Below are 24,678 nucleotides of genomic sequence, written 5' to 3' on the forward strand. Positions count from 1 at the left end.
GCTTTTACGCTGCCGCCAGAGCCAGCCCTTCAGCGACCGAGACAAACTCCCCGCCCAGTTCCACCTTTTCGGCTCCAAAGCGGGAGGTAAACAGGGCGCGCACCGCAGGCACAAACGATGTGCCACCGGTCAGGAACACGCGGTCGATCTGCTCGGGGGGGAGGGCTGCTTCCTGCAAGGCGGCATCAATGCCTGCGCCCAGCCTTGCAATGTCGGGCGCGATCCAGCGGTCAAAATCCTCACGCTGGATGGTGGTGTGAATATCCAACCCCGGCTGCGTAAAGTGCAGGTCTGCCGATGTGTGGGTGGAGAGCGCGCGCTTGGTGGCCGATACGGCGTTGTAGAGTTCCTGCCCGCGCTGTTCACGCACGAGTTCGATCAGGTTCTTCAGCTTCTTGGGCTCGGTGGCGGTGCGTGCCACATCCTCGATTTCGTTCAGAATACGCGGTGTACGCATGAGCGAGAGCCGGTGCCAGCGCGCCAGTGCATGGTACCATTCAACCGGTACGGGTAATGGTTCCCCCCCCATGATGCGGAAGGTGCAGTCCCGCCCAAGGTAGGGAGCCACCACGTTGTCTATGATCCGAAAATCAAACTGGTCCCCTGCAAGCCCAACCCCTGCATGGCCCAGTGGCTGCGTTGCGGTCTGGCCTTTGGGGTCAAAACGCACGACGGAAAAATCGCTTGTGCCACCACCAAAATCCCCGACCAGAACCGTTGCAGGCCGGTCCAGCCGCTGCATGAAGCGCCAGCCCGCGGCCTCTGGCTCCATCATAACCGTAACATCGGCAAAGCCTGCTTGGGCAAAGGCGGCGCGGAGCCGGGTTTCCCCCAGAGCATCATCGGCATTATCCCCCACAAAATGCACGGGGCGGCCCACCGTAACATGGCACTGGGCGGGGGAAAGCCCACCAAGGGCCATGAGTTCCTGCAAAAAGGTGGCAATCAGGCTTTCAAGCGACAGGCGCTGGCCAAAAACCTGTGTCTCGCGAAAGCTGGCCTGTGCGAGATAGGATTTCATGGACATGATCAGCCGCGTCTCGGCCGGGTCATCCAGATGTGCTTCAATGGCATGCGCGCCAACTGCGCGGTGCTGCACGCGCCGCCCGCCCTCCATGTCCTGCCATAAGGCCAGCAGTGTGCGGCAGGTTTCCGAAGGTTCACCATCAGGCGTGGCAAAGCGGATGGTCTGGATCGTGCGGTCGGGGCGCGCAATGACAATAACACTGTTGGTTGTGCCAAAATCAATGCCGATGCGGGTGGGGGCGGGTAAGGAGGTCATAACCGGCGGAAAATAGAACCCGCTCCCCCTGCTTGTCCATGCCTTATATGCGCAGGCGGGCAGGCCATGCTGCCTTTTGTGCCGCCTGCATGCGGCATGCCTTACGCGGTGTGCCGTCTGGGGCTGGTTGTGGCTTTAGTCCGGGCCTGTGCCCGTGTGTGGCCCACAGGCGGAATAGGCGGCCTGCTGCATACCGGGCCTGCCCGCATGGGGGCGGGTTACACGCAGGGTGGCCAGTGCCGCGCAAAGGCACAGCGCAAGGCTGAACAGGCCGGTCCACAGGTAAAGCCCATGTGTTTGGGTGGCGCTGGCAAAGAGCGTTGTTGCCGCCTGAGAGAACATCCACGCCCCTCCAGCGCGGGAGGCCAGCTTGCCCGTGGGGTCCACAAGGCAGGTCAGGCCGACAAGGCTGGGGTACACAAAGAACCACGCAGCATAATTCAGGACAAAGGCGGTGCAGAACAGCCATGGCGTGGGTGGGCAGGCCTGCACCACGCAAACGCCGCCTGCCAGCACAAGGGCGGGCACAAGCAGGGGGCTGGTTATGTGCCTGCGGCTTTGCAGCACCGTAGCAAGGCAGACCACAAGCCCCGCAATATTGGCAACAGCCGACAAAACCCCAAAAGAGGAGGGTGCCAGCCCAACAGAAAGGCCAATCCGCTGGGTAAAAGGCCATACCGCCAGACTGCCCCCGGTGTAAAACAGCACGGCCAGCAAAGCCCACATAGGGGCCGCATGAGCCGGGGCGGCATAACCGGCCTGCGGGTTGGCGCCGGGGGTGGGCAGAACCGTATCGGGCAGAAAAAACAGGAGTGGCAGCAGCACAACAACAAGCCCTGCCAGTGCCAGAAAAATACCTTTCTGCCCCGCCAGTGCACTGGCATGGGGGAGCAGCAGGCTTGCCAGACTAAAAACAACAGTCTGCACCACCATAACAAACGCCAGCACAAACACAGGTTTGCCCAACCGGCTGGCCCCGATATTGACTACCGCATTCAACCCGCCAAGGCAGCCGCCGGAGAGCACACGCAGGGCCAGCAGGGGGCACACCCCCACAGCAAAGGCGGAGCCTGCCTGTGCGACAACCAGCCCAATGCCTGCCAGCAGGGCCACCAGACGCAGCCTTAACCGGGCAGACAGGGGGGCTATGGCGGTCATGGCCACGGCATAGGCCAGCATTTCCACACAGCTCCATAACCCGGCCTGCATGATACTGAACCGCCCGCCACGGACCAGCTCGCCCACGGCAAACGGGCCAAGCGAGTTCATGCTATGGGCTGCGCAGTCTGCCGCACTGATCGCGGCCAGCACCAGCAGCCCGGCCCGGTTGCGTAGCCCCGCGACCATTACAGCGCCCGCATGACTTCAAACCCGAAGGCGCGCAGGTCGCCCGGATAGCGGCTGATATTGCGATTGAAAAATTCGCCAAACGCGTTGGTGTAGGTCATCTGGTTGGTTACGTTATGGAGCCAGAAGGCCACTTCCGTTTTTTCATCCACCGAGTGCCATGCCACGCGCACATTGCCCGTAATAACCGGGTTTTGCGAAAAAGCATGCCGCACCAGAGCCTGCATCTGGGGGGATGCCAAAAAGGCGGCAGGGGTTGTGGCGTGGCTGTCCGACCATGCCTGAAAACGGTAGCGGCTTGTGTAGCGCCAGTCTGTCTGCACCGTAAAATCCCCAAAGGAGACAGGGATTTTATAGCTAAGCAAAAAGTTGGCAGTTACGTGTGGTGCGCGTTCAAGCGGCTGGCCGGACAGGTCCACCGGGTTGCCACCATTAAACGGCGTTGGCGCACTGGCGTTTTTGAAGTTGGTGTAATGTGCGTCCTGGTAGGTTACGCCAAAGGAGCCAAACAGGTTTTGCAAGGGGCGTACCTGCCCTTCAAATTCAAAACCGTTCGATACCGCCTGTGCGGCATTGGTCGTGTGGGTTCCCGTATTTTGCAGGATGGTGACCTGCATGTTGTTGTAGTCGTAATGAAAGCCAGAAAGGTTGAGCTGCGCCTTGCCGCCCCAGATCCGTGCCTTTACCCCGCCTTCGTAATCCGTCAGCTCTTCAGGGTTGTACAGGCTGAAGTCGGATGTGGTGGCTACATAGGTGTTGTAGTTGCCGGTCCTGAAGCCACGGGCATAGCGCAGGTAGGCAATAATGCCCGGTGCTATGCGGTATTTAAGGCTGGCGTCCTCGCTGTCCTTGTTAAACGTCTTGCTCAGGGGTGGGCCAACCATGGCCTGCCCCGTATTGGGGTTGAGGTAGGTGTTGGTGCTTGTGTTGATGTAGGTGAGCGCACGGTTGCTGGTGTTGTAGGGGTTGGAAGGGTCTGTGTTATAAGCCCATGCCTCCCCATTGGCGCTGCGTGTTTCCGAGGTAAAGCGCCCGCCAATATCCAGTGTCAGGCGGGAGGTCAGGTCAAAGGACAGGGCCGAGAACACGGCAGCATCCTGCGTGCTGATGTTAAAGCTGGAGGCATTGCCCCCCGTGCCAAAGCTGCTGTCTATGGGGCTGTACAGGGGCTGCTGGCTATAGGACTGGGTGAGGTTGCGCATGTAATAGACGCCGCCCACATAACGTATTTTTTTGTTCTGGGGAGAAACAACCCGGACCTCGTTGCTTCAGCACCCGTGCAACGCCGCCTATGTTTTCCTGATAATCCACGGGGGCGGGGCTTGCATCATCATCCGAAAAAACGTTGAAGTGGTTCCACTCCAGCGCAAAAATGTTGGCAAGGCTCCAGCCGTTTTCAAAATCATATTTGGCATTGACCGACAGGCCCGCACGCCGGGTGGTGGCATCCGTGCGCCCGTTGTTCTGGATATTACGGGTGGAGGTCTGGGTATAACCCTGTGCATCCTCCCCACCGGGTAGCAGGCCCACATGGTCTATGGGCACCTTGGTCTTGTTGCGGCCAAGGTGCATTTTAACCAGAATGGACAAATTATCGACAGGCTTGGCCAGAATCTGCCCGCGCATATCGTAATACTGGTAGCCTCCCGTGGGGTTCTTGTGGCTGCCATTATAGTACTGTCCGTCGTAATCCCGGTTGACTATGGCAAAGCGGGCCATCAGCTTGTCTTTTATAATAGGCCCGCCCAGAGCGCCTTCTTCCCCCCACAGGCCGTAATTGCCTGCTGTGCCACGTACGTAACCATCCAGTGTATTGGTAGGTTTTTTGGTATAGTAGGAAACCATGCCCGCTGTGGTGTTCTTGCCCTGCAAGGTGCCCTGTGGCCCCCTGAAAACCTCTACGTGGTCCAGGTCATAAATCGGCACACCCTGCGATGCCCCGCTATCGAGGAACACATCATCCTCGGAAACACCAACGGCGGTTGTCATGTTGGCCGAAAAATCGTTGGTGCCAATACCGCGCAGGCGGTAGCGCGGGTTGGCTGAACCGGATGTGGTTTCCGCCATAAGGCCGGGTACATCCCGTGCAAGGCTGAGTGCGTCACGCACCCCGGTTGTTTGCAGGGTTTTGCCACTGAGTGCCACAATGGATGCGGGCGTTGTATTGGCCTGCTGCGCGCGCTTGTTGGAGCGGACCGTTATTTCCTCCAGCTTGCCAGTGTTCTGCGGCGCGGTAGCCTGTGCCACAGCGGGTTTGGCGGCTGTAGGGTGTGGGGCGGTTTTGGGTGCGTTGGCCTTGGCCTGCTGCTGTGCGCTGGGCAGGCTCTGCTGGGCCGCACTGGCCGCGTAAACCGTACCGGTGGAGAGCACCAGAGCAAAGGTGATCCGGTGCGTAAAAGGGGTGTGAACCATGGCTGTTCTATCCGTTCCTCTGGTAAGGCAGCCGTGATTCGGCTTCGAGCTGTTCCAGAGGTTTGTGATTTCTGATGTATTGGCGGTGTGCGTTTGCGGGGGGCTGGTAGTCCCATGGCGTACAGTGCCCCGTGGCCAGTGCCTGTTTGATCAGGGCGCGCCGCTGTTGGCTGGCCAGCACGTTGCGGTGCAGGGCGGCAAAGTCCCAGTGTTGGTAGGCTTCGTGCAAAAATGCGGCGGCGGTCTGGGCGTGCTCGGGGTGGGCGGCCAGATTACGGGTTTCGTCCGCATCATGGTGGATGTTGTACAGCTGGTCCGGGTCTTCGGGGGTGTGGACAAACTTCCACGGGCCACGGCGGATCATGACGGTTGGCGCAAAGGTGCCTTCGCCCAGATATTCCCCAAAAATCTCGTCTTTTTCCAGAGGTTTGCCTTCAAGGCAGGGGCTCAGGTCGCGACCATGCGTGGAGGGGGCCGCCGGGGCATTGGCCAGAGCGCACAGGGTTTCCCCCACATCGGCCAGGCTTACAGCCTGCGTAATGCGGTGGGCCTGTGCCTGCTCTGGCAGGGCAATAATAAGCGGCACGCGGCCTGCCCCCTCGCGGAAGGACATTTTGTACCACTGGCCGTGTTCGCCCAGCATTTCACCATGATCACTGGTGAAAACAATGGCGGTTGTCTTGTCCAGCCCGGTTTCGGCCAATGTGTCCAGCAGCTGTTTGAGCTGATGATCTATGTAGGAAATCGCCCCAAAATAGGCGCGGCGGGCGCGCAGGATGTCTGCCTCCGTTGGCGGGGCTGCGTTAATGCCGCAGGCTTCGCGGATGCGCAGCTCGGCCGGGTGCGTAGGGTCGGGCGCAGCCACACGTGGGAGGGGGATGGGGGTGTTCTCGTAAAGATCCCACCATCTGGGGGTAATGTTGAACGGGTCGTGCGGGTGGGTAAAGGAGGCCACAAGGCAAAAGGGGCGCTCCTGTTTTTTTGTGCGGGCCAGATCGTACAGTTTGCGCCGGGTGGCAAAGGCAACTTCTTCATCAAAATCGAGCTGGTTGCTGCGCAGGACAGGCCCGGCATTGAGCACGGAATCCATGGAATGGTACCAGTCCGGGCGGGTATTGCGGTCGCTCCAGTCGGGCACCCATGTAAAGTCGGCGGGGTAAATGTCCGTTGTCAGGCGCTCTTCAAACCCGTGGAGCTGGTCCGCCCCGACAAAGTGCATCTTGCCCGCCAGAATGGTCTGGTAGCCGCCAAGGCGCAGGCGGTGGCCAAAGGTTGGAATGTCGGAATGCCATTCGCAGCCATTGTCATACACACCATTGGCGGAGGGCAGCAGCCCGGTCATGAATGCGCTGCGGGAAGGCCCGCACAGGGGGCTGGCCGTATAGGCATTGGCAAAAACCGTGCCGTTTTTTGCCAGCCTGCTGAGCGTGGGCACCTTAACAACGCTGGGGTCCTGCCCGCCCAGCAGCGCAGGCAAAACGCAGGCCGTAAGCTGGTCGGCCACAACCACAAGAAAGTTCAGAGGCGTTGCGGACTGCTTGCTCATAACGTGAATTATCCCGAACCACAAAACAACACTATGATGATCGTTAGTTTTTATATAAGCACATAAAATATGTTATTTGTGATGTATGTTCATACTTATCCGTGGTATAAGCTGGCGTTATGACCCCCAACCAGACCGAGTATCTGCTCCGCTCCCTGCGGATTCTGGAAACCATAGGCAGGCGCGGCAGCTTTAGTGCCGCGGCAACAGAGCTGGGCATGACCCAGCCCGCCATAAGCCAGCAGATTGCCCAGTTGGAGGGGGTTCTGGGCCTGACCCTGTTCCGCCGGATTCATAGGGGGGTTACCCCCAGTGATGCGGGGCAGGTTCTGCACGCTGTGGCGGCAGATGTGCTCAGCCGGTTGCAGGCGGCCATGCAGACCATAGATGCCCGCAACACGCCCAAAAGCCTGACCGTGCTGACCGATTACGGGTTTGCCGCCAACTGGCTGCTCCCCCGTCTGGCGGATTTTGAGAGCCGACACCCCGAACTGGACCTGTGCCTGCTAACCACACAGGCCCGCCAGATGGGGGGCGTGGCTGATCAGGCGGATATTTCCATCCTGTTTGGTAAAAAACCCGAGGCCGCAGGGGGGGAGAGCCTCCGTTTGTTCGCCGAGGAAGCCTACCCCATATGCAGCCCCCGCTATCTGGCGCAAATGGGTGCGCTGTCCACCACCGCCGATCTGGCGCGTGGCCGCCTGCTGGACCTGGATAGCCCGGCCCAGCACTGGTTTACGTGGGAGGACTGGTTCAGGCTTGTAGGGCAGTCTGCCCGGCCTGCGGCCCGCACCAAAAATTCCATGCTGTTTGGGAATTACCCCCTGCTGTTACAGGCTATTTTGCAAGGTCAGGGTATTGGGCTTGGCTGGCGGCCGTTAATAGATGACTATCTGCAAAGCGGGCAGATTGTACTGGCATGGCCTGTGCCGATCTGTAGCGAGAGAGGGTATTTTTTAACTATCAACCCCGATAAGCAGAACCGTGCCGCCGCCTTTAAGCTCTGGCTGCTGGAGCAGGCGCAAACCAGCCCGTTTGCCCCGGCATAACTGCGGCCAAATGGGCTGTGGGGTTAAGGGGGTGTGCCTTGCCCGTGTGGGCCTGCGGGCGCTGCGGGGCTGTAAAGGCGTTCCCACCCCAGCTTTCCCACCAGCCAGCCGAGTGCAATGCAGGTTATCAGCAGTACGGCCTTTGCGCCGTCCAGCCCGAGCAGGACCAGAGCCGGGCCGGGGCAAACCCCACTCAGCCCCCAACCCACACCAAACAGCACGGACCCTGCGACCAGTCCCTTATCGGGTGGCCAGCGCCGCGGCCAGTTGAGTGTCTGCCCGCTGGCATCCCGCCCTTTACGGCGCAACAGCCAGAAGCCGGGCAGGGTTACGCCAACCGCACCCCCCAGAACACCTGCCAGAATGGGGTTCCAGTGCCCCGCCACATCCAGAAAACCCAGAACATTGGCAGGGTCCGCCATGCCGGAGAGCCACAGGCCGCCCCCAAACAGCAGGCCGCAAAAAAACGCGATAGCCACGTTCATAACGCCCACCCTTCCAGCCGGGATATAAACACCGTGGCTACGGCTACCGCCATAAAAATGGCAACCGCTACCAGCGATCGGCCAGACCTGTTACCCAGCCCGCAAACACCGTGCCCGCTGGTGCAGCCATTGGCCAGCGCGGTGCCAAGGCCAATCAGCACGCCCGAAACAGCAAGGCGGAGCCAGCCAGTCTGGGCAAATTGTGTTGGCACGGCCGCACCTGCCATACGGGCCAGCACGCCGGTTGCAACCAGCCCGGCCAGCCCGGCCCAGCGCCAGTTGCGGGTGGGGTGGCGCAAGGCATTGCCCAGTATGCCACTTACCCCCAGAATGTGGCCTTCGAAGGCCATAAGCAATACGGCGGCTGTGCCAATAAGCACGCCGCCGCCCAGTGCTGCCAGCCACGCTGCGCTCATGCCTACCGCACCAGTTGTCTAAGGGATGTTATCAAGGCGTCCACATCTTCAAAGCTGTTATACAGGCCAAAGGAAGCCCGCACTGTGGCCTCTACACCAAACCTGCGCAAGGCTGGCTGCGCGCAATGATGGCCAGAGCGCGCGGCAATGCCGTGCCGGTCAAGATGTTTGGCAACATCCCCCACGCTGTGCCCATCCACAATAAAGGAAAGCACACTGGCCTTGGCCTGCGCCGTTCCAATAATATGCACACCCGGCAGGTGCTCAAAATGCTGCGTGGCATATTCGAGCAGAGCGTGCTCGTGCGCGGCAATGGCGGGCAGGCCAATGCCCTGCAGGTAGTCCACCGCCGCTCCAAGCCCGACCGCACCGGCTATATCGGGGGTTCCGGCCTCAAACTTTTCTGGCAGCCCCTGGAACTCGGTATGGGCAAAGGTTACATCGCGGATCATATGCCCACCTCCCTGCCAGGGGGGCATGGCTTCCAGCAGGTGGCGTTTGCCATACAGAATACCAATGCCTGTTGGCCCGTATATTTTATGGCCCGAAAGAACCAGAAAATCCGCATCCAGTGCCGCCACATTGAGCGGCAGATGCGGGGAGGACTGCGCCGCATCAACCAGCACAGGCACCCCGGCCGCGTGCGAAAGGGCTATGATCTGCTCAACCGGGTTAATGGTGCCCAACGCATTGGCAACATGCGTGACCGAAACCAGCTTTGTGCGGCCAGAAAGGAGTGCTGCAAAATGTTCCAGCAGCAGTTCCCCCCGGTCATTGACCGGAGCAACCTTGAGCGCGGCCCCCGTCTGGCGGGCAAGGAGCTGCCAGGGCACAATATTGGCATGGTGCTCTATGGTGGTGATCAGTATTTCATCACCCGGGCCAATGTTGGCCCGGCCATAGCTCTGGGCCACAAGATTTATGGCCTCGGTTGTGCCGCGCACAAATACAATTTCCGCCGCCTCACGCGCGCCAATAAAATGCTGGAGCTTTGTGCGTGCCCCCTCAAACGCATCAGTCGCACGGGCGGCCAGCGTATGGGCTGCGCGGTGGATGTTGGAGTTGTCCTGCTCATAAAATGCGGAGGTGGCGTCAATGACCGCGCGGGGTTTCTGGGTTGTGGCGGCGTTGTCCAGCCAGATCAGTTTATGGCCATTAACCCTTTGGTGCAGGATGGGAAAATCCGCCTGAATACGCGCCACATCGTACCCACCCAGTGCGGGGTGGGGTGCATGCTGGGGGGCGGCGTTGGCGGCACCTTTTGCGTGGCGTAAAAAATACGGCACGGAATGGTGTGGTGCCTCCGCTATGGCCGGCGCGGGGGCTGGAGGTGTTGTGGTGCGGGGGAGGGCGAATGTGCCGCTAAAAAAGGGCGATGTTGCGGGTTCCTCCCACAAAGGGGGACGTTCTTCCGCCTTGTTTTGTGAAACCGGGTGCCTGGACCAGACAGGTTCGTAAATAGAGGCATCCGCCCCCGAAGCAAACGGGTGGGGGGTGTTGCCCCCCTGTGTGGGGGGAAGGGGCGTGCGTGGAGCGGCAGGTGCCGCCCCATGCCCCAGCACATCGCGGAATGCCTGCTCCACCGCATGCTGCTGTGCCAGCGCCTGCGGGTCTGCAAATGTGTCAGGTGTAGTCATAATAGCTCCCGATCTGCACGTTATCGAGCCGGGCAATGGCGTCTTCCACCAGAACAGCGGCGGAGAAGTAGCGTGTGATCAGGTGCGATGCCACGGAATGCTGGTCCGTGCCGCTATACCGCACGGAAAGGCCGGGCTCCACTTCCCCCGTAACGCCTGTATTGTGCAGGCCCACAACGCCCTGTTCCTCCTCACCCACGCGCAGGAGCAGGATGCTGGTCCGGCCATCGGGCGTGACGTGAATTTTGTCCGAGGGCACAAGGGGAATGCCGCGCCAGGTAATAAAAGGGGAACCAAACAGGTTAATGGTCGGCGGTGGCACGCCACGGCGCGTGGCCTCGCGCCCAAAGGCCGCTATGGCTTTGGGGTGGGCAAGGAAAAAGCCCGGTTTTTTCCAGACCTTTGTCAGCAGTTCATCCAGATCATCCGGGGTGGGTGGGCCGCCGCGTGTGGGCACGCGCTGGGCAATGGCGGTTTCGTTCAGCAGCCCGAATTCGGGGTTGTTGAGCAGCTCCCATTCCTCGCGCTCGCGGATAACGTCAATCACCACACGCACCTGTTCACGCAACTGGTCAAATTCGTTGCTGTACAGGTCGGTAATACGGGTATGCGTGCGCAGAACGGTTTGAATGGAATGGATATAGTATTCGCGCGGGTGGTCCTGATAATCGACAAAAGTGGTGGGAAGTTTTGGCTCTCCGTCCACGCTGGAAAGAACCTGAATGGCGGCCTCTCCATACTGGTTTACGTCGGCGCGGCTGGCCACGTCCTGCGCGGTCAGGGCGGTTTTCAGCCACGGAGTGCTGGCGATCTGCTCGGGGGGGGAGGGTGAGCAGGGTTGTTTTGCCAACGGCATGCAGGTCTTTGCCACTCAGGCCGGAAGGCGCAACAAAATGCTGCCCCGGTGCCGCAAACAGGTGCCGCACGGTGCGTGCTGCTCCGTTGTTTGTATGGTGCTGCACAGCGCCGCTGGCAACAAGGGCCAGAGTGCCTTCGGGCAAGGTAAAATCGGCCCCATCGGGGTGGGTGTGGTGCTGGAACTTGCTTACAAGTTCATGGATCTGGGCATCCGTTGCCTGCGAAAACTCGGGAAGTGCCCGCAGGCTTTCTGGCACGGGGCGTGCAGCATCCCCTTCACCCGTAAAGAGCACACCCCCAAAACGGGAGGAAACAAGGCGCCGGCGGTTAACGCGGAATACGCCCCCGCCAACATTCACCCAGGGGAGCAGAAGGTGCAGCCAGCGCGGGCTGCGCTCCAGATTTTGCACACGGGTGACATGGGCGGTGGAAAGCTGGCGGGCAGACAGGTTGCGGTCCAGTGCAGAGGCACTGACGGCACGGGTGGACTGTGCTTCAGTCACGGCAAATAGTCTTTCATAAAGAGGTATTATTTAAAGATGTGCTGTGCTGGAAATGGGTTTCCGAGCGTTATGGCCCGGTCAACATCGATTTATGAAAAGTAAAGTAGGATACATGGTCATGCTCCTTTTTAATAACCGACCAGATGGCCTGATTCGGTTTGTCTGTTCAGCCTAGCACCCACAAAAAGAAGGTCAACATTAAACGGAAGAAAAATGTTAATTATTATTATTCACTAAAATATGGGTTATAATAGATAGTCAATGGCCGGGAAGGATAGGTCCATTGTCAAAACAGGCCAATGGGTATGGCTGTTTACATACCGTGCCGGGTTGCCAGCAACAGCGGTAAACGGGCTGACCGGTTTGACAACCACAGCCCCCGCTCCAATTTTTGCCCCTTCCCCAATTTCTATTGCCCCCAGAATTTGCGTGCCCGGCCCAACCAGCACGCCACGGCGGAGCGTAGGGTGCCGCCTGCCAGCCTGTTTGCCCGTCCCGCCCAGTGTTATGTCCGACATAAGAACAACATCGTTTTCCACCAATGCAGTTTCACCAATGACAAGGCCGTATCCGGGGGCTAGTACAAGCCGGTGCCCCAGAACAGCGGCGGGGTGAATATCTATGCCCATGACTTCAGAAACACGGCTTTGCAGGTGTAACGCGGAAAGGCGTTGCCCGTTCCGCCACAAAACATGGGCTATCCGGTACGCCTGCACGGCCTGAAAACCCTTGAGGTGCAAAAACGGCGCAACATATCCCTCACGCGCTGGGCCCATGGTGGCGTAGGCGTGCAGGTCCTGTGCTGCGGCTGCCATAATGGCGGGTGATTGCTGCAAAATCTGGCAGAACAGGGGGTACAGGCTTGCAAAAGGTATAATGGGTTCGGCAAGTTTTTCGGCCAAAAGCCGCGCCAGAAGGGACTGGGGCGTGCTGTGTTTCGCCCATAAAGGAGCCGGAGCGGCTTGCAGTTCATGGCACAGTTTGCGCCATACCGTGTGGGCAAACGTGTCGGTTTGTCCGTCGGTTCTGGCGGGCTGTGCAAAGAGCATCGTATCAACCATGATGCCTGCCTTTTTCCGAAAACAGGGTCGGAAACTGTATTGGGCCAGACATCCCGGTTCCTACGTATCCGTGGTGGGAGCCAGCCTGGGCATGGGGCGGGGCAAGCCCCTGTTAGTCAGGGCTGCGTTGGGTGGCCCGACATCGGGCGGTCAGGGGAATGTGCTGATGAACAAGCATGAAAAAACCCGCTTACGCCTTGCCTGTGATTGTTGTGCTCCAAAACTGTATAGGCAATTTAGCGGCATGGAATGGGGAGTCAATATAAATACGCAAATTCGTGAGTTATTTTGAAGGCAATAATATACGAAATAAAATAGTTTATTGGCGGGGTGCGCATAGGCCATGTGTGGCGGGGGGTTGAAAGCGCTTGCGCTCTGGTTTAATTCCATCTGGACGGAATTAAACCAGCTAAGGGTATTGCAAAGGTATGGCCCGCCCCAGAACCATAGACCGCGAAAAAGTGCTGGCCTGTGCCGAGCACCTTGTGCAGCGCAATGGCGCAACCGCCCTTACGCTGGATGCCGTGGCGCGCGAGGCGGGGATTACCAAAGGCGGCCTGCAATACTGCTTCGGCAGCAAGGATGACCTGATAGCAGCCCTGATCGAACGCTGGATTCTGGTGTTTGATACCCATGTAGCGCGTTGCCGTAGTGCTGCCGCAGGCCCGGCCAGCCTTGCCCGCGCCTATGTGCAGGCCTGTGCCCGCATAGATGATGCCGCACGTGCGCGCATGGTGGGTATGTTGGTGACGCTGCTCCAGTCCCCCCGGCATCTGGCCCCGATCAAGGCGTGGTATGCGCGCTGGCTGGGTCTGGGGCAGGGGGAAGGCCATACCGTGGAAGCACGGCAGATACGCACAATGATTTTTGCCGCTGAAGGGGCTTTTTTTCTAAGAAGTCTCGGGTTTGTCGATATGCAGGATGCAGAATGGACCAGCGTTTTTGCGGATATTCAAAAACTGGCTTTACCCATGGAAGCCAGTCTCGCATAAGCGCAGGGCCTTGCATGACTGAACTTTGTATAGTGTGTTCGGGTCACCACCAATGAATACGATTTCTCACCCCTCGAAAGTGAAGGCGGCCGTGTCTGCTACAGTTCCTCCCACTCCCTCCTGTGTAACTCCCACACCGTTTACGGGCATGGGCAACAGTCTGGCCCACACCGTGGCAGCCGCCTGCGACTGGCTGATAGGGGAGCAGAAAGCCGATGGGCACTGGGTGGGACCTGTGGCGTCCAATGCCTCCATGGAGGCGGAGTGGTGCCTGGCCCTGTGGTACCTTGGGCTGGAGGACCACCCCCTGCGCCCCCGCCTTGGCAAAGCCCTGCTGCACATGCAGCGCGAGGATGGGTCTTGGGGCACATACTGGGGTGCTGGTAATGGCGACATTAACGCAACGGTGGAAGCCTACGCGGCCCTGCGCTCGCTCGGTTACGCAGCCGATACACCAGAACTGAGCAAGGCATGTGCATGGATCATGCGCATGGGGGGCTTGCGCAACGTACGTGTGTTTACCCGCTACTGGCTGGCGCTGATTGGTGAATGGCCGTGGGAGCAGACCCCCAACCTCCCGCCCGAGGTTATCTGGTTCCCGAACAAATTTGTTTTTTCCATCTATAACTTTGCGCAATGGGCGCGGGCAACGTTGGTGCCGCTGGCCATTCTTTCCGCCCGCAGGCCAAGCCGCCCCCTGCGCCCGCAGGACCGGCTGGATGCGCTCTTCCCTCAGGGGCGTGAGAACTTTGATTACGTTCTGCCCAAAAAGGAAGGGGTGGATCTGTGGTCAAGCTTTTTCCGCACCACAGACAAGGGGCTGCACTGGCTCCAGAGCCGGTTCCTCAAACGGAATACGGTGCGTGAGGCGGCTATCCGCCATATGCTGGAATGGATTATCCGCCATCAGGATGCCGATGGTGGATGGGGTGGGATTCAACCCCCGTGGGTTTACGGCCTGATGGCCCTGCATGGGGAGGACTACCAGTTCCATCACCCGGTCATGGCCAAGGCTCTGGCCGCACTGGATGACCCGGGCTGGCGGCGTGATCAGGGCGATGCCTCATGGGTGCAGGCCACCAACAGCCCGGTATGGGACACAATGCTGGCCCTTATGGCCTTGCATGATGCCAATGCCGAGGAACGCTACACCCCACAGATGGACAAGGCACTGGACTGGCTGCTCGCGCGGCAGGTGCGTGTTAAAGGGGACTGGTCGATCAAGCTGCCGGATGTGGAACCGGGCGGCTGGGCGTTTGAATACGCCAATGACCGTTACCCCGATACGGACGATACAGCCGTAGCCCTGATTGCCCTTTCCTCCTGCCGTAATCGGGAGGAATGGAAGGAAAAAGGTGTTGAAGACGCCATAACCCGCGGTGTGAACTGGCTGATTGCCATGCAGAGCAGTTGCGGCGGCTGGGGTGCGTTTGACAAGGATAATAACCGCAGCCTGCTTTCCAAAATCCCGTTCTGTGACTTTGGTGAGGCCCTTGATCCACCTTCGGTCGATGTGACCGCCCATGTGCTGGAAGCCTTTGGCCTGCTGGGTGTGCCCCGCCAGACCCCCGCCCTCCAGCGCGGGCTTGCGTATATCCGTGCCGAGCAGGAAGCATCGGGCGCATGGTTCGGGCGTTGGGGTGTGAACTACCTGTACGGCACCGGCGCCGTACTGCCCGCCCTTGCCGCCATTGGCGAGGACATGACCCAGCCCTACATTACCCGTGCGTGTGACTGGCTGATTGCCCACCAGCAGGAAGATGGCGGCTGGGGTGAAAGTTGTGCATCCTATATGGATGTTTCCTCCATCGGGTGGGGCACAACCACGCCGTCGCAAACCGCGTGGGCGCTTATGGGGCTGATTGCCGCCAACCGTGAGCAGGACTACCCTGCCATTGCGCGCGGCTGCCGCTACCTGATCGACCGGCAGGAAACCGATGGTAGCTGGACGGAAGAAGAGTTTACCGGCACTGGCTTCCCCGGTTACGGGGTGGGGCAGACCATCAAGCTTGATGACCCGGCAGTGGCCAAACGCCTGCAGCAGGGGGCTGAACTCTCCCGCGCGTTCATGCTGCGGTATGACCTGTATCGCCAGTTCTTCCCGCTTATGGCGCTTAGCCGTGCGGCACGGATTATGCCCGTGGGCCAGTAATGGCGGCTATGGCCTGCCCCGCCTGCCAGTAAAGGGCGGGGTAGGCGACCATACCGTATGGTTCAGGATGACCGCCCTTTTTGGGGCGGTTTTTTCTTGCGAATCAAAACGCGGACCAATATGGTCCTCGTATGTCACTTTATGGCGCAAGCACTGAATACGTTCTGCACAGCCTGCTCTGGCTGGTGGAGCACACCGAGCCAGTGAGCAGTCTGGACCTGGCGGACATGCAGGGGATTCCCGCAGCTTTTATGGCGAAGCTCATGCCCCGGCTGGAAAAAGCCGGGCTGCTCATTGCTGCGGAAGGGCTGCGTGGGGGCTACCAGCTTGCACGCCCCGCCGCACAGATTAGCGTGCTGGATGTGGTGGATGCAGCAGAAGGGCGCAAAGCGCTTTTTACCTGTCAGGAAATCCGTGGGCGTTGTGCCCTGTTTGGCAACTGCCCGCCAGAATGGGCCGAGCGGGGCGTATGCAGTATTCATGCCGCCATGTTGCAGGCCGAGCAGGCTATGCGTGCCCAACTGGCCCAGACCACACTGGCCGATCTGGCGCAGACCGTGCGCAATAAAGCCCCCACAGCTTTTATGGGGGAGGCGGAACACTGGTTTGGGGAGCGGGCCCGCACCCGCAGAACCAGCAAGGTGCGGCAGAAAAAACGTGCGGCATCCGCCTGATAGCCCAGACAGATTTTGTAAAAAAGGTTCGATTATGCGTCAATTCATGGCCCTTTGCGGCATGGTGCTTTGTGTCGTGGCCGGAGGAGCACACGCCGCTCCCGCTACCGGCGTGACCCCTTTGCTGACCCACGACCTGCCCGGCCTTGCAGGCAAGGAGGGGGCTATGGTGCTGGTGGATTACCCACCCGGAGGGGCAGACCCTGTGCACCGGCATAATGCCTCTGTTTTTGTGTATGTGCTTCAGGGCAGTGTGATTATGCAGGTCAAAGGGCAGGCTGCTGTAACACTGCATAAGAGACAAAGCTTTTTTGAAGGCCCGGCAGATGTGCATCTTGTGGGGCGTAATGCCAGTAATACCGAACCTGCGCGGTTTATTGCCTTTTTCGTCAAGAACAAGGCTGCTCCCTTTGTTGCTCCCGCCCCTTGAACAGACGGATAAACAGGCATGAAGATTCTTGTAGCCGGAGCCAGTGGTGCGCTGGGCCGTCCCCTGATCACGCAGTTGCGCCATGCAGGGCATACAGTATGGGGTATGGCACAAAGCCTGCGTGGGGTGGAGGTGGTTGGCGCGCTTGGTGCGGGGGTAGTGCAGGGGAATGCGCTGGACCGCTCAGCAGTTTTTGCCATTATGGAGCAGGTGCGCCCCGACTGTGTGGTGGACCAGCTAACATCGCTCCCGGCCAGTCCGTTTGACCTGCCCCAAAGGCTGCCTGCTGACCGGGTTTTGCGCCTGCAAGGGGGCGGCAACCTGTTTGATGCGGCACAGGCCTGTGGCGTAAAGCGATATATCCAGCAGTCCTGCGGCTTTTATCTTGATGGAGCCGGTGCGCTGGCGGACGATACGGCTGCACTCAAAACCACGGCCCCCGGCCATGTGGGGGAGAGTGCACGCATGTATGCTACGTTGGAAAACCGGGTTATCAACACAACAGATATGCAGGGAATAGCCCTGAGATACGGCTTTTTTTATGGCCCCCATACATGGTACGACCCCGAAGGAGCCTTTACCACCCATATGCGCCGGGGCGAGGTGGCCATAATTGGGGCAGGGCGGAGCGTGTTCTCCTTTATTCATGTAGAGGATGCCGCAGCAGCAACCGTATCTGCCCTGACTGCGCCAAAGGGTATTTACAATGTGGTGGATGACCAGCCAGTACGGGTGCAAGCATGGCTACCAGCCTATGCCCGGTGGGTTGGTGCTCCCCCGCCGGAGCATATGGATGAGCAAACTGCCATGCAGCAACTGGGGCCGGAAAGTGTATATTACCAGAACCAGCTTGATGGCGCGAGCAACCACAAGGCGCGGCGCGCTCTGGGCCTTAACCCGCGCCCGCAGCCATGGGACGTAGTGTAGGCGTGGGTAAAAATACGGTCTTGTAAATCAGTTTTCGGTGCCGCTTGCGGTATTTATGGCCTGCGCGGCAACGTAGCCTGCGCTCACACTGAGCATGCACAGCCCGACAGACAGACCGATATTGAGAAGTGCCCGCCCGGGTGCTCCGTTTTTAAGCAGGTCAAGCGTTTGCAGGCTGAAGGAGGAAAACGTGGTGTACCCCCCGCATAACCCGACCATAAACACCAGCCTTCCGGTTTCGGACACGGGCAGGCGGCCGCCTGCTGCGGTCAGGGTGCCAAAAAAGGCAATGGCAAACGAGCCGGATACATTAATGGCAATTGTCCCCCATGGCAGAAGCTGGCTCCACCGCAGGGTTGCCAGCCCCACCCAGTAGCGCAGCAATGTGCCAGCAGCCCCGGCCAGACCGATAAGAAGAGAGGGTAAAATGTTGGTCAACATGGAAAACTCTGTGCCTGTGGTTCTGTGTTTATCAATGATGCGTCAGTATTGGCCATGTGGCATGGGCCAGCAGGTCCACGGTGGGACCGCCAAATAGCCATTCAATAAAATGCGGTCGGCCGTATGCTCCCATAACCAGCAGGTCTGCCCCCGCCTGCGTGGCGCGTGCGCGGAGCTGCTCGCCCACGCTTTGCTCTGTCAGAACAAACCGCTCCAGCGTGACCGCCACGCCAAGCGTGCGTAGTGTGGCCAGCAATGTGGGGTCTGCAACCGCGTTGGGGTGGTGTTCCCCTAACAGAATGCTCACGCGCTCAGCCGTGCGGAGCAGGGGCATGGCGGCGGCGGTGGCGCGGTGCAGGTTGGGGGTGTCCTGCCAGGCTATAACGGGGTGTTGGCCAAAGCCCGGCTGTGGTGTGGGTGGAGCAATAAGCACCGTTGCCTGTGCATCGTACAGGGCAGCGGCAAAGCTCTGCCGGGTTGTTGGTGTAGTGGCCGCGCTGGCCGGGCCAAGAACAACAAAATCGGCTTTGCTGGCGGCAAGGCTCAGGGTTGTGCGCGGCGGGCCTGCCTGTTCCATCCATTGGGCGTGGGGGCTGCTCTGCGCTGTGCTACGCCAGTATTCAAAAATCTGGCGGATGGCGTGGGCACGGGTGGCAACCGTTTGCACAAAGCGGGCCTGTTGTGCGGGGTCTGGCAGCCCTTCATCCGGGCTTTGAAAATCAGGGTCCGTGGCAGGCATGGGGTGGAAGGCGCAAATATCCGCCCCTCCCAGCCGGGCAGCCAGTTGGCCTGCGGTGTGCAGGGTCAGGGCTGCGGTCTGGGCATCGTCCAGAACAGCGATCAGGCGCATTGCAAGGGGTTCCTGCCTGTGCGGTTGGTGGGGGTGGGGCAAAGCCCGGTCTGGTTGTGTATGCGGGGCATGGTTTTGGACGCACTCCTCCCTCACGCATGGTTTTGCGGGGTAGGAATCATCAGCCAGTAAGGCGGTTCGATTTTGGCGGGCCAAAATCCGGCAGAGTCCATTGCCGTGCCTGAGTATGAATAAAACTCGCCTACCAAGTCAATCCTGCCTGTGTTGGCGTGGCGTGCGCGGGGGAGTCTCTGGCGGATTTGCGGGGGTTGGGGCAGGATTTTAAAAACATATCCCGATATATCTTTACTTACGATATATCGGAATGTATATCGGAGTCATGAAACACAAAGACAGACACGCAGGCGGTCGCCACCGCCACCAGTTTTTTGCCCCCGAAGGTCGGTCCGATCTGGCAGGGCATGGCCGCCACCACCACGGGCGGGGCGGCGGCGGACGGCGGGGTGGCCGCCACAGGCTGTTCGATTACGGGGAGATGCGTCTGCTCGTACTGAGCCTGATAGGGGAAAACCCGACCTATGGGTACGAACTGATCAAAACCATAGAAGACAAGTTTGCAGGCAGCTACACGCCCAGTCCCGGTGTGATTTACCCCACACTCACATGGCTGGAAGAAGCCGGGCACATCCGCCCCGCAGAGCAGAGCGGGCGCAAGACGTACCACATCACGCCCGAAGGGGAGGCGTATCTGGCGGCCAATAGTGCGGACCTGCACGCCATTCTTACCCGTGCTGCCAGCACCGATGCGCCAGAACATGGCGGGCGGCGGAATGCACCGGTACCCGTGCTGCGCGCCATGGAAAACCTGAAAACCGCCCTTCGCCTGAAGCTGCGCAACGGCGGGCTAAGTGCGCAGGAAGCGGAACAGATTGCCGCCCTGCTGGACGAGGCCGCCCGCGCAATCAGCCAGACATAAGCGCCATTGGAGCATCCTCCACGCTCATTCAGGGACCAGACAGAGATGCACAACATAGCTAAAGAACAGGCATGGCCACCTGCACCAGCAAGTGAGTCCGTGCGCCACCCGCTGCGCAGGCGTAGCCTGAGCGTGGTGGCTGTGGAGCGCCTGACCCCCCATATGATCCGTATAACCCTGAGCGGGCCGGATATGGCGGATTTTGTCAGTGCTTCCCCCGATGACCATATTAAAATCTTCCTGCCCGGAGCCGATGGTGTGGAAGTGCGCAGGGATTACACACCACGCCGCTATAACCAGCGGAGTGCAACGCTGGTGCTGGACTTTGTGGACCATCACGCAGGCCCGGCCGCGGCATGGGCGCGCACGGCCAGCGTGGGTGCACAACTGGATATTGGCGGGCCAAAAGGCTCGCGCGTTATTGCAGGCCCGGTCGCGCAATGGCTCCTTGTGGGGGATGAAACAGCTTTGCCAGCCATTGGCCGTAGGGTGGAGGAACTGCCCGCCCATGCAGCCGTAACAACCGTTGTTGCCGTGCCCGGGCCGGAAGATGAGCAGAGTTTTGCAACCTCTGCCAGCCATGGCGCGTACTGGGTACACCGGCCCATGGCGCAGGCGGATCAGGCACAGGCCCTTGTGGCGGCACTGGACAAGGTCTGTATTGAACCAGGCACCTTTGTCTGGGTTGGGGCAGAAGCGCATGTTGCCCGGGCCGTGCGGCAGTACCTGCTGGAAGGACGTTGCGTACCCGCCCAGTGGATAAAGGCAGCGGGATACTGGATTATGGGGCAGGGGGATGCCTCGGTCCGGGATGTCGCGGAGTTTTAAGGATCAGGCCACCCCGCCACCTGTATGGAAAGGAACAGACAGACCATGCCCCACTACATTGCCATGAACCGTTTTGTGGTCCCGCCTGAAAACGAGGAGGCCTTCCGCCAGCGCTGGCTGGAGCGCGAGGTGCTGTTGCAGAGTGTGCCCGGTTTTATCAGCTTCCAGTTTCTGCAAGGCCCGGAAAAGGAAGGCGGCAGGCTTTATGCCTCCCATACCGTATGGGCGTCATACGATGCGTTTGTAGGCTGGACCCAGTCCGAGCAGTTCCGTCAGGCCCATGCGGGGGCAGGGCAGGGGCGTGCCCTGACCGCAGGCCCGCCGGTGTTTGAAGGCTTTACGGTGTTACAGAACGTACCGGCCTGAGCGGGAACCAGCCCCTGTTCCTGCATGTGCGGGGGTTAGTTTGAGTGCAGGTTGTCGGGGAGCTTGTTCCCCATTTTCTCCCACGCGTAATCGGCATTCCAGACTTCCAGCAGGTCATCCAGATGGGTGGCGCACAAAAGGGCCAGTTTGGGTTCAAACGCGCGCCCGGCTTCTTGTTGCAGAATTTTCCTGACCGCTTCGGGTGTCCAGGAGTGCTTGTAATTGCGCTTGGACAGGCAGGCATCAATGGTATCCGCCACGGATATAACCTGCACCCATAGCGGAATATGCGCCCCCTTAAGCCCAAGCGGGTAGCCTGTGCCATCCCACCGTTCATGGTGGAGCAGGGCGGCATCCATGACTTCACGCGGGAATTCGTGCTCGTACCATTGCAGCACGCCAAGCCCCAGCAGAGGGTGCTTGCGAATAACGCCTTTTTCTTCCGGGGTCAGTGGGCGCGGTGCGTGCAGGATGTCCCGCCCGGTCAGTACCTTGCCTGTGTCGTGCAGTTCCCCGGCAAGCTGGATAATATCCTGGTCCAGCCCCAGTCCCGCCAGTTCGTTGATCCGCGTAGCCAGCAACCCAACGCGACGACCATGCCCGTTCTGGATATTGCTCACACCCTGAATAAACTCCTTGTGGGGGAGTGATGGAGGGGGAAGCGTTCCGGCATCCCACATAGGGGCAATGGTACAGTCAGGCATACATAGTTTACTCGTGGAGATTGAATGCGATTTATTCAGTTTTCGTTGGGTGATTTTATAAGCAATAAAATACGCAGTAAACTCAGAAAAAAAATTATTACCAAGAAAACATGGCGCTTCTGCACTGCAATTGTTGCAATGCCAGAAGGGAAACACAGCCCAGCGTACAGGAAAAACGCGGGGAAAGGCATATAAAATTGTTTTTATTCAATGCACTGTGCATAAATCCGCCATGCGCGGGATGCAGCCTCCCGCCTCCGTTCCTTTTGTGTGTAACAAGGAACGCGAGCAGCAATGCTGATATATTCGTAATATAATCAGGCGTTTTTAAGAGGCGTGGTGCGTTGTTACAATGCGGTTGCGGCCATTGTTCTTGGCTTTGTAAAGCGCCTCATCCGCCTGATGGATCAGCAGGCGGGCATTGGTTTCGCCCTCAAATGTGGTGACCCCGCCAGAGAGAGTGACATGCACCTGATCATTGGAGGAGAGCGTAAGCGCCTGTTCCGCCAGCGCATGACGGATACGCTCCGCACAGGCCAGACCATCCGCCAGCGGGGCCTCGGTCAGGACAATCAGGAACTCCTCGCCCCCGTAGCGGAAGATAAAGTCGTTGGCGCGGACGTTGGCAGCAATAATCTCGGCCACAAAGCACAGCACTTCATCGCCCACCAGATGGCCAAAGCGGTCATTGATTTTTTTGAAGTGGTCAATGTCCAGAATAACCAGACTGAATGGTTTTTCGTGCGTCAGGGCAAAGGTAATTTCGTTCTGGATCACCACATCAAGGAACCGGCGGTTGAACACCTTGGTCAGCGGGTCGCGCCCGTTTTCCACTTCCTCCAGATGCCGGAACACGCGCCCGATCAGGAACGTGAGTTTGGTAATGGCCTTGTGGAGTTCGGTGGGGAAGTCCGACGGAATAACACCGGATTGGCGGATGGCCGTAATCTTGGCATCCAGCTCACGCACCTTGCGCTGGATTTCATTGGCCTCGTGCGTACCTTTGAACAGGCTCATGCCCTTATGGGTCAGCCACAGGCCGAACTCGGATTCCGCAATGGTGGGCAGGTCTTCGGGGTGGCCTTTGCACAGACAGTAGAATGCCTGCGTGCTCCAGCCCGAAAAGGTGCTGATCTGTGTTTCTTTTTCGTAGGAAATATTGTGCCCGAGCGAGACAAGGCGGAAGGCCTCGTCACTTTCCACCTTCTTGCGGAAGCTGACGTCATAGGCCTTGATCATGAACTTGAAGGCAAAGTCCATCATGTTGTTCAGGTAGATAATGGCGGCAATAACGTCGTCTTTATCTGATGTGGCGGCTTTTATGCCCTCAATCAGTGCCTGTTTGATAATGTAGATCCCGTACACCACAATATCGGTCGGAATCTCAAGCTGGGCATGAACTGCCCCCACACGGCACTGGAGTTCGCTCAGGTCCTCAACATGGTCGGCATCGGTAAAGAACAGGCTCTGGATCCAGGCCAGAAGCTGGGGCCGCATTTTGACCTCAACCGTTTCCTTTTCCAGAAAAATGGCGGCGCGTTTGTGCTGGAACAGTGCGGAGTAAAAAAGGTTTACGCAGGTCGGCCCGGATTGTGTGACCACAGCGCGCAACAGCTCGCGAACATGCGCCGGTGTCTCGTTCATTGTCTCCTTCATTTGATCGAGGGGGGACAAGGTAATGAATGCGGGAGACATATGTGAACGGAACCCTTTGAAAGCACTATATAAAATATGATTCGGCACGGAGTGTTAATAACGCGGGACAAGAACCAAACCAGTTGACGAACGGCACAGTATAATACCAACCGCGTTTATAATACAAAGCACAGCCTGTGGTATTTATGCATATCACAACCAATGTGCCTGTGTGGCTGTTGTGGTTTGGTGTTTATAACATGGCTCTATGCTTTTTGCGCTGTGTTGTCGGGGGCATGCGGCATGCCGTGCAAGGTGGCGGACTTTATACCCTAACGGCATGGATGCAAGGGGTGCGTGCGTGGCGGGAGCAGGTGGGTGACTGCTCATTTTTATTGATAATCATTCGCATAATCACCTATAAGCGGCCCACATAGCCAACCCAAGGAGCACAGGCGCATGCTGGTCCATATTCCCAAAGTTCTGACGGAGGAGGAGGTCGCGCGTTTCCGCCAGATTCTGGAGCAGCAGAACTGGGTGGATGGCAAGGTAACCGCGGGGGACCAGTCCGCCAAAGCCAAATACAACCTCCAGATTCCGCAGGACAGTGAGGCCAGTAAATATCTGGGGGACCTGATTTTGCAGGCACTGGGCCGCAACCCGCTGTTCCACAGTGCTGCTCTGCCACTGCGTGTTTATCCTCCCCTGTTCAATCGTTACGATCAGGGCATGCAGTTTGACATGCATGTGGATAACGCCGTCCGGCCCGTGCCCGGCACGGGGTTCCGCCTGCGCACGGATGTTTCCTCCACCCTGTTTTTAAGTGGACCGGATGAGTATGACGGAGGGGAGCTGGTTATTCAGGACACGTACGGCCAGCAGAGTGTCAAGCTGCCAGCGGGGGATATGGTGGTGTACCCGTCCACCAGCCTGCATGCGGTCAGCCCCATTACGCGGGGGAGCCGCTGGGCATCATTTTTCTGGACCCAGTCCATGGTGCGGGACGACACACAACGTGCGTTACTGTACCAGTTTGACTGCTCGATTATGGAAACACGCAAGGCCCTGCCAGACCATCACCCCGCCGTACTGGGGCTGACCGCAACCTACCACAACCTCATGCGCCAGTGGGCGGAGCTGTAACGC

25 protein-coding genes and 1 riboswitch are annotated in these 24,678 nt (G+C 59.1%); of the genes, 11 read left to right on the forward strand and 14 right to left on the reverse strand.

Annotation, left to right across the window (positions count from 1 at the left end; all coding sequences use genetic code 11):
- Positions 1 to 4: 4 nt before the first annotated feature.
- The 5 genes from LKE65_RS05705 to betC all read right to left on the reverse strand — a co-directional run bounded on the left by LKE65_RS05705 (position 5) and on the right by betC (position 6,587).
- Positions 5 to 1,282, reverse strand: coding sequence for an Hsp70 family protein (locus LKE65_RS05705; protein WP_086645749.1), 1,278 nt, complete (start codon positions 1,280 to 1,282; stop codon positions 5 to 7).
- A 135-nt stretch (positions 1,283 to 1,417) separates the two neighbouring features.
- Positions 1,418 to 2,629 carry a hypothetical protein gene (locus tag LKE65_RS05710; RefSeq protein ID WP_278740707.1) on the reverse strand — a complete coding sequence of 404 codons (1,212 nt, stop codon included), beginning with the start codon at positions 2,627 to 2,629 and terminating at the stop codon, positions 1,418 to 1,420.
- Positions 2,629 to 3,831, reverse strand: coding sequence for a TonB-dependent receptor domain-containing protein (locus tag LKE65_RS05715; protein ID WP_278740708.1), 1,203 nt, complete (start codon positions 3,829 to 3,831; stop codon positions 2,629 to 2,631). Before LKE65_RS05715 ends, LKE65_RS05710 begins: the two co-directional genes overlap by 1 nt.
- Positions 3,806 to 5,041, reverse strand: coding sequence for a TonB-dependent receptor (locus LKE65_RS05720; protein WP_278740709.1), 1,236 nt, complete (start codon positions 5,039 to 5,041; stop codon positions 3,806 to 3,808). The genes LKE65_RS05715 and LKE65_RS05720 overlap by 26 nt, the downstream gene beginning before the upstream one ends.
- Before the next feature lie 7 nt (positions 5,042 to 5,048).
- Positions 5,049 to 6,587 carry a choline-sulfatase gene (betC, locus tag LKE65_RS05725; RefSeq protein ID WP_278740710.1) on the reverse strand — a complete coding sequence of 513 codons (1,539 nt, stop codon included), beginning with the start codon at positions 6,585 to 6,587 and terminating at the stop codon, positions 5,049 to 5,051.
- A 119-nt stretch (positions 6,588 to 6,706) separates the two neighbouring features.
- Here betC and LKE65_RS05730 point away from each other — a divergent pair, with 119 nt between their 5' ends.
- Positions 6,707 to 7,636, forward strand: a complete 930-nt coding sequence (locus tag LKE65_RS05730) for a LysR substrate-binding domain-containing protein (protein WP_095349735.1) — start codon at positions 6,707 to 6,709, stop codon at positions 7,634 to 7,636.
- A gap of 23 nt (positions 7,637 to 7,659) precedes the next feature.
- Here LKE65_RS05730 and LKE65_RS05735 read toward each other — a convergent pair whose 3' ends face one another.
- The 4 genes from LKE65_RS05735 to LKE65_RS05750 are packed head-to-tail and all read right to left on the reverse strand — an operon-like array spanning position 7,660 to position 11,030.
- Complete coding sequence (locus LKE65_RS05735; protein WP_165926019.1) at positions 7,660 to 8,121, reverse strand: YeeE/YedE family protein; 462 nt, start codon at positions 8,119 to 8,121, stop codon at positions 7,660 to 7,662.
- Complete coding sequence (locus tag LKE65_RS05740) at positions 8,118 to 8,537, reverse strand: YeeE/YedE family protein (protein WP_278740711.1); 420 nt, start codon at positions 8,535 to 8,537, stop codon at positions 8,118 to 8,120. Before LKE65_RS05740 ends, LKE65_RS05735 begins: the two co-directional genes overlap by 4 nt.
- Positions 8,538 to 8,539: 2 nt before the next feature.
- Positions 8,540 to 10,174, reverse strand: a complete 1,635-nt coding sequence (locus tag LKE65_RS05745; RefSeq protein ID WP_278740712.1) for a cysteine desulfurase — start codon at positions 10,172 to 10,174, stop codon at positions 8,540 to 8,542.
- The gene (locus LKE65_RS05750; RefSeq protein ID WP_278740713.1) at positions 10,161 to 11,030 is read right to left on the reverse strand and encodes a family 2B encapsulin nanocompartment shell protein; all 870 of its coding nucleotides are present in this window, start codon (positions 11,028 to 11,030) and stop codon (positions 10,161 to 10,163) included. Before LKE65_RS05750 ends, LKE65_RS05745 begins: the two co-directional genes overlap by 14 nt.
- Positions 11,031 to 11,067: 37 nt before the next feature.
- Between LKE65_RS05750 and LKE65_RS05755 the strand changes: the two genes are divergently transcribed.
- Positions 11,068 to 11,544: a hypothetical protein gene (locus tag LKE65_RS05755; RefSeq protein WP_278740714.1), complete on the forward strand. Its 477-nt coding sequence runs from the start codon at positions 11,068 to 11,070 to the stop codon at positions 11,542 to 11,544.
- A gap of 236 nt (positions 11,545 to 11,780) precedes the next feature.
- Here LKE65_RS05755 and LKE65_RS05760 read toward each other — a convergent pair whose 3' ends face one another.
- Entirely contained in the window at positions 11,781 to 12,596 is an 816-nt protein-coding gene (locus LKE65_RS05760) for a serine O-acetyltransferase (RefSeq protein WP_278740715.1), read from the reverse strand.
- A gap of 428 nt (positions 12,597 to 13,024) precedes the next feature.
- On the opposite strand from LKE65_RS05760, the gene LKE65_RS05765 reads away from it, so the two are divergent.
- From LKE65_RS05765 to LKE65_RS05785, 5 genes are all read left to right on the forward strand, one after another.
- The gene (locus tag LKE65_RS05765) at positions 13,025 to 13,588 is read left to right on the forward strand and encodes a TetR/AcrR family transcriptional regulator (RefSeq protein WP_086645759.1); all 564 of its coding nucleotides are present in this window, start codon (positions 13,025 to 13,027) and stop codon (positions 13,586 to 13,588) included.
- 148 nt (positions 13,589 to 13,736) lie between these two features.
- On the forward strand, positions 13,737 to 15,740 hold the full coding sequence (shc, locus tag LKE65_RS05770) for a squalene--hopene cyclase (RefSeq protein WP_278741774.1): 2,004 nt from the start codon (positions 13,737 to 13,739) through the stop codon (positions 15,738 to 15,740).
- Between the two features lie 131 nt (positions 15,741 to 15,871).
- On the forward strand, positions 15,872 to 16,414 hold the full coding sequence (locus tag LKE65_RS05775; RefSeq protein ID WP_278740716.1) for an RrF2 family transcriptional regulator: 543 nt from the start codon (positions 15,872 to 15,874) through the stop codon (positions 16,412 to 16,414).
- A gap of 61 nt (positions 16,415 to 16,475) precedes the next feature.
- The gene (locus LKE65_RS05780) at positions 16,476 to 16,844 is read left to right on the forward strand and encodes a cupin domain-containing protein (protein WP_278740717.1); all 369 of its coding nucleotides are present in this window, start codon (positions 16,476 to 16,478) and stop codon (positions 16,842 to 16,844) included.
- A gap of 18 nt (positions 16,845 to 16,862) precedes the next feature.
- A complete protein-coding gene (locus LKE65_RS05785) occupies positions 16,863 to 17,771 on the forward strand; it encodes an NAD-dependent epimerase/dehydratase family protein (protein ID WP_278740718.1) in 909 nt (302 codons plus the stop codon).
- 27 nt (positions 17,772 to 17,798) lie between these two features.
- On the opposite strand, the gene LKE65_RS05790 is transcribed toward LKE65_RS05785, so the two are convergent.
- Together LKE65_RS05790 and LKE65_RS05795 are read right to left on the reverse strand one after the other, a co-directional pair.
- On the reverse strand, positions 17,799 to 18,212 hold the full coding sequence (locus LKE65_RS05790; RefSeq protein ID WP_095349744.1) for a CrcB family protein: 414 nt from the start codon (positions 18,210 to 18,212) through the stop codon (positions 17,799 to 17,801).
- Positions 18,213 to 18,243: 31 nt separating this feature from the next.
- Positions 18,244 to 19,062 carry a universal stress protein gene (locus LKE65_RS05795; RefSeq protein ID WP_278740719.1) on the reverse strand — a complete coding sequence of 273 codons (819 nt, stop codon included), beginning with the start codon at positions 19,060 to 19,062 and terminating at the stop codon, positions 18,244 to 18,246.
- Positions 19,063 to 19,167: 105 nt separating this feature from the next.
- A riboswitch (Fluoride riboswitch) is annotated at positions 19,168 to 19,248 on the reverse strand.
- Positions 19,249 to 19,402: 154 nt separating this feature from the next.
- On the opposite strand from LKE65_RS05795, the gene LKE65_RS05800 reads away from it, so the two are divergent.
- Genes LKE65_RS05800 through LKE65_RS05810 form a run of 3 tightly spaced genes read left to right on the forward strand, consistent with a single transcriptional unit; the run spans position 19,403 to position 21,193 of the window.
- On the forward strand, positions 19,403 to 19,999 hold the full coding sequence (locus LKE65_RS05800) for a PadR family transcriptional regulator (protein ID WP_095349777.1): 597 nt from the start codon (positions 19,403 to 19,405) through the stop codon (positions 19,997 to 19,999).
- A 45-nt stretch (positions 20,000 to 20,044) separates the two neighbouring features.
- The gene (locus LKE65_RS05805; RefSeq protein WP_278740720.1) at positions 20,045 to 20,827 is read left to right on the forward strand and encodes a siderophore-interacting protein; all 783 of its coding nucleotides are present in this window, start codon (positions 20,045 to 20,047) and stop codon (positions 20,825 to 20,827) included.
- Between the two features lie 45 nt (positions 20,828 to 20,872).
- Positions 20,873 to 21,193 carry an antibiotic biosynthesis monooxygenase family protein gene (locus LKE65_RS05810; RefSeq protein ID WP_086645825.1) on the forward strand — a complete coding sequence of 107 codons (321 nt, stop codon included), beginning with the start codon at positions 20,873 to 20,875 and terminating at the stop codon, positions 21,191 to 21,193.
- 35 nt (positions 21,194 to 21,228) lie between these two features.
- On the opposite strand, the gene LKE65_RS05815 is transcribed toward LKE65_RS05810, so the two are convergent.
- Both LKE65_RS05815 and LKE65_RS05820 read right to left on the reverse strand, forming a co-directional pair.
- Positions 21,229 to 21,897 carry an HD-GYP domain-containing protein gene (locus tag LKE65_RS05815; RefSeq protein ID WP_086645768.1) on the reverse strand — a complete coding sequence of 223 codons (669 nt, stop codon included), beginning with the start codon at positions 21,895 to 21,897 and terminating at the stop codon, positions 21,229 to 21,231.
- Positions 21,898 to 22,224: 327 nt separating this feature from the next.
- A complete protein-coding gene (locus LKE65_RS05820; RefSeq protein ID WP_086645769.1) occupies positions 22,225 to 23,592 on the reverse strand; it encodes a GGDEF domain-containing protein in 1,368 nt (455 codons plus the stop codon).
- 399 nt (positions 23,593 to 23,991) lie between these two features.
- On the opposite strand from LKE65_RS05820, the gene LKE65_RS05825 reads away from it, so the two are divergent.
- On the forward strand, positions 23,992 to 24,675 hold the full coding sequence (locus LKE65_RS05825; protein WP_278740721.1) for a Fe2+-dependent dioxygenase: 684 nt from the start codon (positions 23,992 to 23,994) through the stop codon (positions 24,673 to 24,675).
- The last annotated feature ends 3 nt before the right edge of the window (positions 24,676 to 24,678 follow it).

Origin of the sequence: Acetobacter fabarum (assembly GCF_022483405.1) — a bacterium.
Classification (GTDB): Bacteria; Pseudomonadota; Alphaproteobacteria; order Acetobacterales; family Acetobacteraceae; genus Acetobacter; species Acetobacter fabarum.